Source organism: Burkholderia sp. DN3021 (genome assembly GCF_049805555.1).
GTDB classification, from domain to species: domain Bacteria; phylum Pseudomonadota; class Gammaproteobacteria; order Burkholderiales; family Burkholderiaceae; genus Burkholderia; species Burkholderia pyrrocinia_C.
On record NZ_JBNCAB010000013.1, the window covers coordinates 97,644 to 110,539 of the forward strand.

At 65.3% G+C, this 12,896-nt stretch carries 10 protein-coding genes and 2 pseudogenes; 6 read left to right on the forward strand and 6 right to left on the reverse strand.

The window, feature by feature from the left end; genetic code table 11:
* Positions 1-83 precede the first annotated feature (83 nt).
* Together ACPUER_RS09745 and ACPUER_RS09750 are read right to left on the reverse strand one after the other, a co-directional pair.
* Complete coding sequence (locus ACPUER_RS09745) at positions 84-1,286, reverse strand: amino acid aminotransferase (protein ID WP_175959085.1); 1,203 nt, start codon at positions 1,284-1,286, stop codon at positions 84-86.
* A gap of 46 nt (positions 1,287-1,332) precedes the next feature.
* A complete protein-coding gene (locus ACPUER_RS09750; protein ID WP_175959084.1) occupies positions 1,333-2,718 on the reverse strand; it encodes an amino acid permease in 1,386 nt (461 codons plus the stop codon).
* Positions 2,719-3,037: 319 nt separating this feature from the next.
* On the opposite strand from ACPUER_RS09750, the gene ACPUER_RS09755 reads away from it, so the two are divergent.
* Together ACPUER_RS09755 and ACPUER_RS09760 are read left to right on the forward strand one after the other, a co-directional pair.
* Positions 3,038-3,511 (forward strand): Lrp/AsnC family transcriptional regulator, encoded by a 474-nt coding sequence (locus ACPUER_RS09755; protein ID WP_034179576.1) that lies wholly within the window; start codon positions 3,038-3,040, stop codon positions 3,509-3,511.
* A 119-nt stretch (positions 3,512-3,630) separates the two neighbouring features.
* Positions 3,631-3,753, forward strand: a pseudogene (locus ACPUER_RS09760) (IS5/IS1182 family transposase); the annotation flags it as partial.
* Between the two features lie 144 nt (positions 3,754-3,897).
* Here ACPUER_RS09760 and ACPUER_RS09765 read toward each other — a convergent pair.
* Positions 3,898-4,374 carry a MaoC family dehydratase gene (locus tag ACPUER_RS09765; RefSeq protein WP_175959083.1) on the reverse strand — a complete coding sequence of 159 codons (477 nt, stop codon included), beginning with the start codon at positions 4,372-4,374 and terminating at the stop codon, positions 3,898-3,900.
* Positions 4,375-4,997: 623 nt separating this feature from the next.
* Here ACPUER_RS09765 and ACPUER_RS09770 point away from each other — a divergent pair.
* Positions 4,998-5,756, forward strand: a complete 759-nt coding sequence (locus ACPUER_RS09770; protein ID WP_425130960.1) for a hypothetical protein — start codon at positions 4,998-5,000, stop codon at positions 5,754-5,756.
* Positions 5,757-5,836: 80 nt separating this feature from the next.
* Positions 5,837-6,136, forward strand: a pseudogene (locus ACPUER_RS09775) (hypothetical protein); the annotation flags it as partial.
* A gap of 737 nt (positions 6,137-6,873) precedes the next feature.
* On the opposite strand, the gene ACPUER_RS09780 reads toward ACPUER_RS09775, so the two are convergent.
* Complete coding sequence (locus ACPUER_RS09780; RefSeq protein WP_425130961.1) at positions 6,874-7,731, reverse strand: EamA family transporter; 858 nt, start codon at positions 7,729-7,731, stop codon at positions 6,874-6,876.
* A gap of 402 nt (positions 7,732-8,133) precedes the next feature.
* Here ACPUER_RS09780 and ACPUER_RS09785 point away from each other — a divergent pair, with 402 nt between their 5' ends.
* Both ACPUER_RS09785 and ACPUER_RS09790 read left to right on the forward strand, forming a co-directional pair.
* Entirely contained in the window at positions 8,134-9,807 is a 1,674-nt protein-coding gene (locus tag ACPUER_RS09785) for a phospholipase C (protein ID WP_425130962.1), read from the forward strand.
* A gap of 93 nt (positions 9,808-9,900) precedes the next feature.
* On the forward strand, positions 9,901-11,322 hold the full coding sequence (locus ACPUER_RS09790) for a cytochrome-c peroxidase (protein ID WP_425130963.1): 1,422 nt from the start codon (positions 9,901-9,903) through the stop codon (positions 11,320-11,322).
* Between the two features lie 24 nt (positions 11,323-11,346).
* Here ACPUER_RS09790 and ACPUER_RS09795 read toward each other — a convergent pair whose 3' ends face one another.
* Both ACPUER_RS09795 and ACPUER_RS09800 read right to left on the reverse strand, forming a co-directional pair.
* Complete coding sequence (locus tag ACPUER_RS09795; RefSeq protein WP_425130964.1) at positions 11,347-12,078, reverse strand: class I SAM-dependent methyltransferase; 732 nt, start codon at positions 12,076-12,078, stop codon at positions 11,347-11,349.
* Positions 12,079-12,156: 78 nt separating this feature from the next.
* Positions 12,157-12,896 (reverse strand): NAD(P)/FAD-dependent oxidoreductase (locus ACPUER_RS09800; protein WP_425130965.1); only part of this gene is annotated, 740 nt, incomplete at its 5' end.

Sequence of the window (12,896 nt, forward strand, 5' to 3'; positions counted from 1 at the left end):
GGCCGTGCAACAAAAAACCGGCTGCCTCCGCGACGGGAGACAGCCGGTTCGGCCGGCAGCGTTGCGCGCCGGGCGCGCGACGATCAGACGCCGCTCTTCAGCACCTTGCCGATTGCGTCGGCAACGATGCCGACGTTCGAGTCGTTCAGGCCCGCCACGCACATCCGGCCGGAACGCAGGATGTACACGCCGTGCACTTCGCGCAGCGCGTCGACCTGCGATTCGGTCAGGCCCGTGTACGTGAACATCCCGCGCTGCTTCACGTAGCGCGTGAGCGCTTCGCCGCTGACGTGGTCGCGCAGGCCGTCATGGATCGACTGGCGCATCCGCGCGATGCGGCGGCACATCGCCGACAGTTCCTCTTCCCACTGCTTGCGCAGCGCGGGCGTGTCGAGCACGGCCGCGACGACCTTCGCGCCGTAGGTTTGCGGGTTGCTGTAATTCGAGCGTACGGCGCCGGCCAGCTGGCCGAGCACGCGCTCGGCCGCGGCCGCATCCTCGCAGACGACGCTCAGGCCGCCCACGCGCTCGCCGTACAGCGAGAAGTTCTTCGAGAACGAGTTCGCGACCAGCGCCGGCACGCCGCGGCGGGCCAGCTCGCGCACCGCGAACGCATCCGCATCGAGGCCCGCGCCGAAGCCCTGGTATGCCATGTCGACGAACGGCAGCAGGCCGCGCGCCTCGATCACGTCGATCAGCTTTTCCCACTGGCCTTCGTCGAGGTCGACGCCGGTCGGGTTATGGCAGCACGCGTGCAGCAGCACGATGCTGCGCGCCGGCAGCGCGTCGATCGCCGCGAGCATCGCGTCGAACTTCAGGCCGCCGGTCGCCTCGTCGTAGTACGGATACGTGTTCACCGTGAAGCCGGCGCGCTCGAAGATGAAGCGGTGGTTTTCCCAGCTCGGATCGCTGAGCCACACCTGCGCGTCCGGGAAGTAGCGCTTCAGGAAATCGGCACCCACCTTCAGCGCGCCCGAGCCGCCGAGCGTCTGCAGGGTCGCGATACGGCCGGCCGCGCGGGCCGGGTGATCGGCGCCGAACACGAGCGCCTGCACGGCGTCGCGATACGCGGCCAGGCCGACCATCGGCAGATACGGCTTAGGGCCGCTCTCGCGCTGCAGCGCGGTTTCGGCTTCGCGCACGGCGCCCATCACCGGAATCCGGCCTTCGGCGTCGAAGTAGATGCCGATGCTCAGGTTGACCTTCCGGTCGCGCGGATCTTTCTGGAAGTTCTCGTTGAGCGTCAGGATCGGGTCGCCCGGGTACGCGTCGATGTGTTCGAACATGGCTTGAGTCGGTCTCGTTTGGAAGAATGGTCGGTGGTGGCCTGCGTCAGCCTGCGGACGCGCCGTCGCGCACCGCATAGCCTGCATCCTTCTGACGGAAGCGATACCCGATCGCGAGCACCGCGAGCCATACCGGGATCAGGTACACCGACAGGCGGAGATCGGGCGTCAGGTACATCACGACGAGAATGCCGGCCATGAATGCCAGGCACAGGTAATTCGTGAAAGGATAGCCCAGACTGCGGAAGGAAGTCTTCTCCCCGGCTGCGCGCTTGGCCTGACGGAACTTCAGGTGGATCAGGCTGATCATCGCCCAGTTGATGATCAGCGCCGACACGACGAGGCCCATCAGCACCTCGAACGCCTTGCCCGGCATGAAGTAGTTGACCAGCACGCACGCGCCGGTGGCGAGCGCCGACGCGCCGAGCGCGGCGAGCGGAATGCCGCGCTTGTTCACCGAGCACAGCACCTTCGGCGCATTGCCCTGCTGCGCGAGGCCGAACAGCATCCGGCTGTTGCAGTACACGCCGCTGTTGTAGACCGACAGCGCGGCGGTCAGCACGACAACGTTCAGCACGTTCGCGACCAGGTTGCTGCTCAGCGCGTGGAAGATCAGCACGAACGGGCTGCCGCCGCTGACGACCTTCTCCCACGGATACAGCGACAGCAGCACGGCGAGCGCGCCGATGTAGAAAATCAGGATGCGGTAGATGACCTGGTTGGTCGCGCGAGGGATGCTGTGCTTCGGATCGTCGGCCTCGGCCGCCGTGATGCCGACGAGTTCGAGCCCGCCGAACGAGAACATGATCGCGGCCATCGACATCACGAGACCCGACACGCCGTTCGGGAAGAAGCCGCCGTGCTGCCACAGGTTCCTGACGCTGGCCTCCGGCCCGGCATTGCCGCTGGCGAGCAGCCAGCCGCCGAAGCCGATCATCCCGACGATCGCCGCGACCTTGATGATCGAGAACCAGAATTCCGTCTCGCCGTACGACTTCACGCTGGTCAGGTTGATCAGGTTGATGACGACGAAGAACACGAGCGCCGACACCCAGGTCGGCACGCCCGGCCACCAGTACTGCACGTAGATCCCGACGGCCGACAGTTCGGCCATGCTGACGAGGATGTACAGCACCCAGTAGTTCCAGCCCGACAGGAAGCCCGTGAAGTGGCCGAAATACTTGTTGGCGAAGTAGCTGAACGAACCTGCGACGGGCTCGTCGACGACCATCTCGCCGAGCTGGCGCATGATGAAGAACGCAACGATGCCGGCCACCGCATAGCCGAGCAGCACGGACGGGCCGGCCATCTTGATCGTCTGCGCGATGCCGAGGAACAGCCCCGTGCCCAGCGCGCCGCCGAGCGCGATCAGCTGGATGTGCCGGTTCTTCAGCCCGCGCTTCAGGCCGTCGCTCTCGTTTCCAGAAACCATGTCTTCTCCACTCTGTCCGCCTCCGCCTGAAGCGGTGCGGCGCGCCTCGGTGTGCCGGGCGCTGTTTTTGCTGTGTCGGCGGCGTTCGTGGAGCCGCCGGGTTGGGGACTGCAATCTTCGCGTGGCGGCGCCCGATTCGCGTCCGCGTGCCCGCCAGACCGGCCGCCGACTTGTCGCCCACGCCGCATTGCTGCGGCCACACACGAAAATCCGGCGTCAGTTTAGCGTCGCGACGGCGAAATCGGGTTTCGTAACCCGTTCATGCAAACCCTACATTATGAGATAAGATTGCATCCAGGAGACAAATGAGGAAATAAAAATGCCTGAACCGGTTCTCGACCGCATCGATCGCCACTTGCTTTCGATCCTGCAGGAGAACGGCCGTGCGTCGAACCTCGATCTGGCGAAGGCCGTCGGCCTGTCGCCCGCGCAGACATTGCGGCGCCACCGGCGGCTGGAAGAGATCGGCGCGATCCGCCGCTATGAAACCCGGCTCTGCCCCGACACGCTCGGCTTCGGCGTCACCGCGTTCGTGCACGTGACGATGGAGCGCGGGCATATCCGCGATCTGTCGAAATTCCAGAAACTGGTGTCCGATCTCGCGCAGATCCAGGAATGTTTCTCGGTGACGGGCGACATCGACTATGTGCTGAAGGTCGTGGCACACGACCTGAAGGGGCTGTCGCAGTTCCTGCTCGAAACGCTGATGCGGATTCCCGGCGTGAGCGGCGTGCATTCTAGCGTGTGCCTCGACGAGATCAAATGCACGAGCGCGATGCCGGTTGAAGCGTGACAGCCGGCGCGCCTGCCGGTCATTCGCAGACGGGCGCCGGCGAGATCGACAGCGGCGTTGCCGCCACGTGGCGGTCGGTGTCGACATGGAATTCGCGCAACGTCAGACGGCCGTAAGTGACGGTCGGCCGGATTCGTCAGGCGATGTACCGTGGCCGCGAGCGGGTCGAGCAGTTGTTCCTTCTGACTCAGGCGGCCTACAACCTCACGCGCATGCGTACGCTCGCGGGCAGAACGGCGTAGAAGCACAAATCGGCGAGGAGACAGCATTGGTTTCACCTGAATTAAGGACGCTCGGCATCAAATCGGCACGAACCAAACCGACGCAGCAGTTCTTTGGAAAGGCATGCCGCGCATCCTCGAGGTGTATTTCAACAGCCTGCCAGATTAGCCAGTCGTTCGGAGTAGGTACTTGTGATGCCCCGATAGCACCAGTTCTCCGCGTTGATTGTGGACGGTGACTGCCGTGCTGACTTCACCGTGCTCGCCGTTGGGTTCAAGTGCGACAATTTCGAGTGCTGAGAAAAGCGTGTCGCCGGCGTGAACCTCTGCGTGAAACTTCGCCGACAATTCAGTGAATGCGACGAAAATTGCGCCAAAATTATGTGGCAAGAGTGTTGCCCCCGGCGCGGTGAAAGCCAGAACTTGAAGGCCATGGACGACCGGCGCCGAATGGCCGTAGCGCTTCGCGTAGACTTCGTCGTAGTGTATCGGATGGTTGTCGCAGGAGACCGTTTGAAACGCCGAAGCGTGAGCATCCGTCAGCGTACGGCTCGGTGCGCGGTAAATCTCGCCGACGCGCAGTTCCGAGAAAGTACGAGCCGGGACGATTTGCCAGTCGGTTGGGTCAAAGTTGAACGCCATGGATTTCTCCTCAAGTTTTGCATGAGTGCAGTTGTGGGTTCTGTACACCCGGCCGCTTAGGTATCACGTCCGACGCCGCTTTGGTGGCGTGGGAGCAAAATCGGTCACGTGCGATTCGATGTGCACAGAGGAGTGAGTGGAAACAGAGTAAGACATCTTTTCATGGGTAGTCCTTGCCCGGCTCTGAAGGCTTCTAAATTTTGCTTAACAGATGAGATATCGAGCGTAGCCAGCAGCTTGGCTTGAGCTGGCTCGTCTGACTGTTCAAGCCGTCGAGTCGATTTGATCTGAATCAAAGACATGAGCCTGTCAGATTTTTAGTGTGCCGAGGTCATGAGACGGTCATTGAGGAAGATTGGAGCGTTCACGCGCCGCTTATAACAAATATTCCAATTGCATCGGAAAATAAAACGGTGAATCTCAAACTTATATAGCATTCCAATATCGGCGCAAGATTACTTCTTAACATTCGCTTGTGCGTGTCCTATGCTGACTGAGATCGAATGGAACATGCCGTTCGTTCGATCATTTTTATTCCTTGACCGATATCGCATACTGCCGGCCTGCGCGCCGCGCGGTTCGTCGTCGATGCGATTCTTGAGCCATTCAGGAAGGAGCCGAACATGAACCGAACAACCCGGGCCGTGCTGTGGTGGCTGTGCCTTTTCATCGCGCCGCTCGTGCTGGCGACGATCGAACTGTTTCATCCTGCCGGATTCACGCATGACCCCGGGATGTTCGATTACCTGTCGAAGCCCGAATACGATCACAACCACGACGCGCTGGCGTATTTCGGCCCCGCCTGGTGGTTTGCGCTGCACATGATCCAGACGCCGTGCGTCGTGCTCGTCTGCATCGGGCTGTGGCTGCTCGTCGGCGACGATCCGGGTCCGGTCGCATGGCTCGCGCGCCTGTCGACCTTCGTTTTCCTGGTGGCCTACACGGTGCTCGACGCGGTCGGCGGCATCGGGCTCGGGCGCTTGCTGCAGATCGCATCGCAGATGACGCCCGACCAGCACACGGCCATCGCGACGCTGCTGAACAACTTCTGGGTCGACCGCTGGACGGGCGGTGTCGGGTCGTTCATCAGCCTGACCGGGTCCTGGGCCGCGTTTTTCGCGACGGCGTTCGTCGGGCTCGAACGTTGGCTGCGCCGGCGCACGCGGGCCGCCGTGGTGCTCGGCATCCTGCTCGCCGCAGCGGGATACCTGCTGCAGATCAGCCATGCGGCGATGACGGGCCCCGCCGCGTTCGCGTTGCTGACGATCACCGCGCTCGCGATGCATTTCCTCGAAAGGCGCGAAAACGCGAAAGCGCCGCAAGCCGCCGCCGCCCCGCTCGCCGCGCCGCCGGACACGCGCCAGCCCGAGCTGGGAGCGTGAGCGCAGCGGAACACGTCGCGGATTCTCAACCCTTTGTTGGCCAGGGTCGCGGCAACGCGAGGCGCGTCAGACTGTCCGCCATGGACACATGCCGTTATTGCCAGAGAATCCGTGACGAATGGGACTGCCACGGGGACGAATGCCGCCGGGCAATCGCGAAGGCGCTGCGCCGGCAGCGCGCGGGTCTGCCGATGGTGGCCGACCGCATCCGCAACGAACTCCCTTCCGGCGCCCCCACCCAGCAGGTGATCGCCGTGCTGTCGCGCCAGCGGCTGCGGGCGCGCCGCCCATCCCGATCCATTACAAAACGCACCTCGATCATTAGGGAATCACTAATTAATAGGCGACCCCGCGAGGCCGTCGGAGACGCTGATGCGGAACTGCCGGATGCCGAAGTGAAACGCCAAACGGCCGATGGCCGCACGTACGACGGCCGACTCGATCCAAGCGGAGAATTACCCCGCATCGATACCGGCAACAAGCCCGATGAGTACACGGTTTATTGGGGCGACGAAGCCATTGAAAAACAATACGAGAGTTGACTGATGCGACCCATGGAACAAGGATACCCTTACGCCATCTACCGCTTCGTTCTGGCGGTTTCGCATAGGCGTGCCGAGCATGATTAACCCACTTGATTACCTTCGGGGCCGACGCGGGAATTGGTATTCGGATCTGGCCGACTCGAAAGAAATCCTTTTCCGGGAAGTTAAATGAAACGACTGGCGGTTGCAGTTCCGGGGTTCCTATGGGGTTTGCTCATCACATGGGCGTCCCTTTACACGTTCAGCCGTATTCACTGGCCTGCTCCGCCGTCGCATTCGGCCGGCTGCAACGACATGGAACACTGCGCTCCACACGCAGTATTCATCGTCGGCCTGTTCGCTCTGACCTTGTGGCCTTCGGTCGTCTTTGCCGCACTCAATGCCTTCGCTTACCGACGTTGGTCGTCGCGCAAGTGGGTATCACGTTCATTGCAGCTACGCTATTTGTTGTTCTCTTTCATCTTGCGACCTACGCACTCCCCGCGCCAGGTCTTTTCGGCGAGTCAGCTTTCGGATTTCGGTTCTGAAAATCAGCACCCAGCCATATACGCATTGCACATCCTGGTACGCCTTCACCGCACCGCCTCGAACGCACTGATCAGCAACGCCCCCGCCGCAATCACCGCACATCCCACAGCACGGCGCGGCGTCAGCCGCTCGCCGAGATACACGCGTGCGATCAGCGCCGCGAACACCACGCTCGTTTCGCGCAGCGCCGACACGGGGCCCATCGGCGCGCGTTCCATCGCCCAGATCACGATGCCGTACGCGAGCGCCGCGAACACGCCGCCGCACGCAGCCTTCGCCGTCTCGCCGACATCCTGCGTCAGCCGCAGCGGCCCCGCGCGCAGCCGGTAGTACGCGGCCATCATCACGCCCGTCAACACGAACATCCACGCGGTATAGCCGACCGTGCCGCCGCTTTCCCGCACGCCGATCCCGTCGACCACGCTATAGGCCGCGATCGACACGCCGGTCGCGAACGCGGTCGGCAGCACCTGCGTCATCCGGTGCTTCGCGCCACGCCCGCCCTCCAGCCCGATCGCCATGATGCCCGCGCAGATCAGCACGAGCCCGCCTTGCGCGCCGGCGTTCAGGTGCTCGCCCGCGAACGCCGCCGCGCCGAGCGTGACGAGCAGCGGCGCGGTGCCGCGCGCAACCGGGTATGCGACGGTCAGGTCGCCGTGCTCGTAGGCGCGTACCAGCAGCAACGTATAGACCACATGGATCACGGCCGATGCGACGACACAGAGCCAGCTCATGGGCGTGATCGGCGCGGCGGCAGGCAGGAACAGCAGCGCGAACAGCCCGATCGCGATCTGCAGCACCGTGGCCGACCGCAGCCGGTCGCCGCTGCTGCGGACGAGCGCATTCCATGACGCATGCAGGAACGCCGCACACAGGACAGCAAACAGAACGGGGATCGGCATGCTGAATTCTCGGTAACGGTCGGCAACATGAAATCGTCGCCGCAGGGCGTTCATCGTATGAATACGTCACACGATTGTCAAAAACGCGGTAACCACGGCATTACGCGCGAACCGGCCGACGGCACCCTCTCGCCCGCCTCGCACGGCATTCACGGCAACGGCCCCGCGCGCCGCGAAATGTGTCGTCGAGGTTGCGCGCGGTCCGCCCCTTTCCGTTCTCTTTCGCACCGCGTTGCGCCGTAATGGAATCGATACCGCAGCGCAACCGTCGCGAAACCGCTCCGTCCCCATATCTTCATACGCGACTGTTCCAATGCGCGTGCTCTCTCGCGAGCTCCGCGCCGAACCGATATGGCGACGGGGCCGCTCTCCACCATCGAAGGCCTTACCTGGAGTTTCCCGATGTTCCGTCAAGCCTTGCTCGTCACCGCCTGCGCAGCCGCAGCGCTTGCGCTGTTCGCCTGCGGCGGCAGCGACGATCCGACGTCGACGCCCGCGGTGTCGTCGCAGGATGCGCTGCAGACCGCCACGCCGATCAAGCACGTCGTCGTGATCTACGGCGAAAACATCTCGTTCGACCACTACTTCGGCACCTACCCGAACGCGACGAACCCGTCGGGCGAACCGGCGTTCACCGCGAAGCCCGGCACGCCGACGCCGAACGGCCTGACGGGCACGCTGCTGACCGCGAACCCGAACTTCACGAACACGGCCAACGGCACCGGCGCGGCGAACCCGTTCCGCCTCGACCGCACGCAGGCCGCGACCGCCGACCAGAACCACGCGTACACGGCCGAACAGCTGGCCGAGGACAACGGCCTCGCCGACCTGTTCCCGAAATACACCGGCAAGGGCTCGTCCGGCGGCGCCGGCGCGTTCGGCACGAAGGGCCAGGTGATGGGCTACTTCGACGGCAACACCGTGACCGCGCTGTGGAACTACGCGCAGCGCTTCGCGATGAGCGACAACGCATACACGACGGTCTACGGCCCGTCGACGCCCGGCGCGCTGAACGTCGTGTCGGGGCAGACCAACGGGATGCAGATCGTGAAGACGTCGAAGCAGCCTTCGACGCTCGCAGCCACCTCTTACTACATCAACGACGGCCAGGGCGGCTTCACGATGATCAACGACGTCGACCCCGGCTTCGACGTGTGCTCGAGCACGACCGACCAGGCGATGATGACCGGCAAGAACATCGGCGACCTGCTGAACGGCGCGAAGATCACGTGGGGCGGCTTCATGGGCGGCTTCAACCTGTCGACGACCAACGGCAACGGCACGACGGGCTGCAGCCGCAGCACGGTCGCCACCGCCGTGAACGCCGCGACGGCCGACTACATCCCGCACCACAACTGGTTCCAGTACTACGCGTCGACGTCGAACCCGCAGCACACGCGCCCGAGCTCGATCGCGGCGATCGGTTCGAGCGTCCAGACCGATGGCAAGACGGCGGAACCCGCGAACCACCAGTACGACAGCGACGACTTCTTCGCGGCCGTGAAAGCCGGCAACTTCCCGTCGGTCAGCTTCCTGAAGGCGCCGGCCGCGCAGGATGCGCACGCGGGCTACTCGGATCCGCTCGACGAGCAGGCGTTCGTGACGAAGGTCGTCAACTTCCTGCAGCAGCAGCCGGACTGGCAGAACACGGCCGTGATCGTCACCTATGACGACTCGGACGGCTGGTACGACCACGCGTACACGGCGCCGACCCGTTCGTCGTCCGACGCCGTCGACCAGGTCAACGGCAACGGCAAGTGCGGCACGGGCGGCACCACCGGCGTGAACGGCGGCACCGTGAACGGCCGCTGCGGCCCGGGCGTGCGCATTCCGCTGATCGTGATCTCGCCGTACGCGAAGCAGAACTACGTCGACCACACGATGATCGACCAGGCATCGGTCGTGCGCTTCATCGAGGACAACTGGCTCGGCGGCCAGCGCATCGGCGGCGGCTCGTTCGATGCGACGGCGGGCGACCTGCGCGGGCTGTTCGACTTCACGTCGAAGCCGAACACGACGCCGCTGTACCTCGACCCGACGCTCGGCACGGCATTGAGCGCGGCACCGTCGATCTGATCGGCTTCCGTTGACCGCAGGCCGGCGCATCACGCGCCGGCCGTTTCCATTTAACGCGCCGCTTCGTGCGGCGCCCGATTTCCGACCGACAGCATGACAGCTCGCCCCGCGTTCCCGTCTCCCGACGCCTCCGGCCCCCCCGCGCCGCGTTCCCCCTCCCGCCTGCTGCGCCGCGCGGCGTTCGTGCTCGGCGCGGCCGTGCTCGGCTATGGCGCGTTCGCGGTCGCGTTCCCCGCGAGGGTGCCCGCGGCGATCGGCACCGTCGTCGCCGACTGGACGGGCGCGAATCCGCATCCGGTCGTGCTGCAGCGGCCCGCCGCGCAGCCGCTGTCGGCGGTCGCGCAGCTCGGGCGGGCGCTGTTCGTCGATCCGTCGCTGTCCGCGTCGGGCAAGCAGTCGTGCGCGTCGTGCCACAGCCCCGATCATGCGTACGGCCCGCCGAACGCGCTCGACGTGCAGCCGGGCGGCCTCGCGATGACGCAGCACGGATATCGCCCGCCGCCGTCGCTGATGTATCTGTACCGCCAGCCGAACTTCAGCATCGGCCCCGATGCCGGTGAAAACGACGCCGCGCCGAGTGTCGCGCAGCAGGCCGCGGCGGCGGCCGGCGTCGTCAAGGCGCAGAAGGTGGCCGGCACGTCAGCCGCGCCGCAGCTCGTGCCGCAGGGCGGGATGTTCTGGGACGGCCGCGCCGATACGCTGCAGCAGCAGGCGTTCGGCCCGCTGCTGAATCCCGTCGAGATGGCGAATGCGAGCATCGACGACGTCGCGCACAAGCTCGCGCAGTCGTCGCACCGCGCGCAGTTCGAGCAGCTGTTCGGGGTGCGTGTGTTCGACAGCCCGCAGCTCGCGGTGTCGGAGGCGATGTTCGCGATCGCGCGGTATCAGGTCGAGGATCCGTCGTTCCATCCGTACAACAGCAAGTACGACCGCTGGCTCGAAGGCCGCGCGCGCCTGTCGCAGGCCGAGCTGCGCGGGCTGCGCCTGTTCAACGATCCGGACAAGGCGAATTGCGCGGGCTGCCACTTGTCGAAGCCCGGCAAGGACGGGCTGCCGCCGATGTTTACCGACTATCAGTACGAGGCGCTCGGCGCGCCGCGCAACCAGCAGCTTGCGCAGAACCGCAACGCGGCGTTCTACGATCTCGGCGTGTGCGGGCCGTTCCGCGACGACCTGAAGGACCAGACGCAGTATTGCGGGATGTTCCTCACGCCGACGCTGCGCAACTCGGCGACGCGCCATGTGTTCTTCCACAACGGCGTGTTCCACACGCTCGACCAGGTGATGGCGTTCTACAACGAGCGCAGCATCTCGCCGCAGAAGTTCTATTCGCGCGGCGCGGACGGCAAGGTCGACGAGTACGACGATATTCCGCCGAAGTATCGCGCGAACGTCGACGTGACCGATGCGCCGTTCGATCGCAAGCCGGGCGACAAACCCGCGATGACGGCGCAGGATATCAAGGATATCGAAGCGTTTCTCGGAACGCTGAACGATGAGCCGGTGAAACATTGAGCGCCGCTTGACCGCCGCGCTGCGTCAGCGGCGCGCGCGGATGCAAAGGAAGGCCGGCGCCAGCGACAGCTCCGCATGGAGCCGTTCGGACGCTGCCTTCATCTCCGGCTGCGGCTTCGGTTCGACGAACCGGTCGAGCCGCCAGCCGCTGTCGGCTACCGCGTTCAGAATGTCGGCGAGCGGCCGCCGCCAGGCTTCGACATACGGCTTCGGTTCGCCGAAGCCCGACCAGTGAAAGCCGAACCGGGACGTGTCGAAATACGTGCCCTCGCCGCGCGTGCGTTCGTCCATCCAGTCGCGCATCGGATGCGCCATCGAGAACACGAGCGTGGCACCCGGCCGCGCGACGCGCCGGAATTCGCGCAGCGGCGCTTCGAGGTCGCGCACGTAATCGAACGCCAGCGAACACAGCACCTTGTCGAAACGGCCATCGGGCAGCCAGTCAAGCGGCACCGACAGATCGCCTTCCGTCACCTCGACCGCAAGACCCGCGCAACGCGTGCGGGCAAGCGCAACCATCTCCGGCGTCACGTCGAATGCGTGCACGGTCGCGCCGTGGCGCGCGAGGTGCTCGCTGCAGATGCCGGGCCCGCAGCCGGCGTCGAGCACCGTCAGGCCGTCGACGTCGCCGAGCAGCGCCATCGTCGCCGGACGCTCGTAGAGCGCGTTGTGCGCCTTGGTCGGCGCGATGTCCGCATAGCGTTGCGCGAAGCTCGCGTACGCGCGGCGGCCGGGCGGTTCATTCGGATCGGTCATGCGGCATCCGTCGGCGGAAACTGGGAGTGTCGATTCTGCCCGATCGGACGACCGATGGCGACCCGCGCCCGCGCCCCGTCAGGAAAGGCTGTCGAGCAGCCGATACCAGGCCACCCCGGCGGCGATGTAGAAGCGCTGCAGCCCGTGAAACGGAATCGGCCGGATCGGCGTGGCGCGGAACGGCAGCGGCAGTTGCGCATCGCCCGACAGGTGCGCGGCCAGATGCTTGCCGAGCGTCGTCGCCATCGCGATGCCGCGGCCGTTGTAGCCGAGCGCGATCGTCACGCCCGGCGCGGGCTCGTGCACGTGCGGCATGAAATCCGCGGTGATCGCGACGCGCCCCGCCCAGCGGTATTCGAACCGGACACCCTTCAGTTGCGGATACAGCAGCGTCGTCGCGCGCTCGAGATGGCGCCAGTCGCTCGTCGCGCGCGGCTCCGCGAACGGGCCGCGGCCGCCCATCAGCAGGCGGCCGGCCGAGTCGCGGCGGAAATACAGCAGCAGGCGCCGCGCATCCGATGCGACCTCGCCGCCGGCGAGAATGTCGCGACCGAGATCCGGTGCGAGCGGCTGCGTTGCGACGATGAAACTGTTCGCGGCGATCACCGACTGGCGCAAGCCGGGCCACAGCCCGTCCGTGTAGCCGTTGGTCGCGATCACGACACGATCCGCCGACAGCGTCGCGCCGCCGGCCGTCGCGATCCGCCAGCGGCCGTCGGCACGCGTCAGCCCGACGGCGCGCGTCAGCCCGTGCACGACCGCCCCGCTCGCCTGCGCGGCGCGCACGAGGCCGCGCGTGTAGCTGAGCGGCTGCACGC

What these genes read in the sequence shown, in the direction of transcription:
- ACPUER_RS09745 (WP_175959085.1), bottom strand. Translation starts at nt 1,286, where the DNA reads ATGTTCGAACACATCGACGCGTACCCGGGCGACCCGATCCTGACGCTC.
- ACPUER_RS09750 (WP_175959084.1), bottom strand. Translation starts at nt 2,718, where the DNA reads ATGGTTTCTGGAAACGAGAGCGACGGCCTGAAGCGCGGGCTGAAGAAC.
- ACPUER_RS09755 (WP_034179576.1), top strand. Translation starts at nt 3,038, where the DNA reads ATGCCTGAACCGGTTCTCGACCGCATCGATCGCCACTTGCTTTCGATC.
- ACPUER_RS09765 (WP_175959083.1), bottom strand. Translation starts at nt 4,374, where the DNA reads ATGGCGTTCAACTTTGACCCAACCGACTGGCAAATCGTCCCGGCTCGT.
- ACPUER_RS09770 (WP_425130960.1), top strand. Translation starts at nt 4,998, where the DNA reads ATGAACCGAACAACCCGGGCCGTGCTGTGGTGGCTGTGCCTTTTCATC.
- ACPUER_RS09780 (WP_425130961.1), bottom strand. Translation starts at nt 7,731, where the DNA reads ATGCCGATCCCCGTTCTGTTTGCTGTCCTGTGTGCGGCGTTCCTGCAT.
- ACPUER_RS09785 (WP_425130962.1), top strand. Translation starts at nt 8,134, where the DNA reads ATGTTCCGTCAAGCCTTGCTCGTCACCGCCTGCGCAGCCGCAGCGCTT.
- ACPUER_RS09790 (WP_425130963.1), top strand. Translation starts at nt 9,901, where the DNA reads ATGACAGCTCGCCCCGCGTTCCCGTCTCCCGACGCCTCCGGCCCCCCC.
- ACPUER_RS09795 (WP_425130964.1), bottom strand. Translation starts at nt 12,078, where the DNA reads ATGACCGATCCGAATGAACCGCCCGGCCGCCGCGCGTACGCGAGCTTC.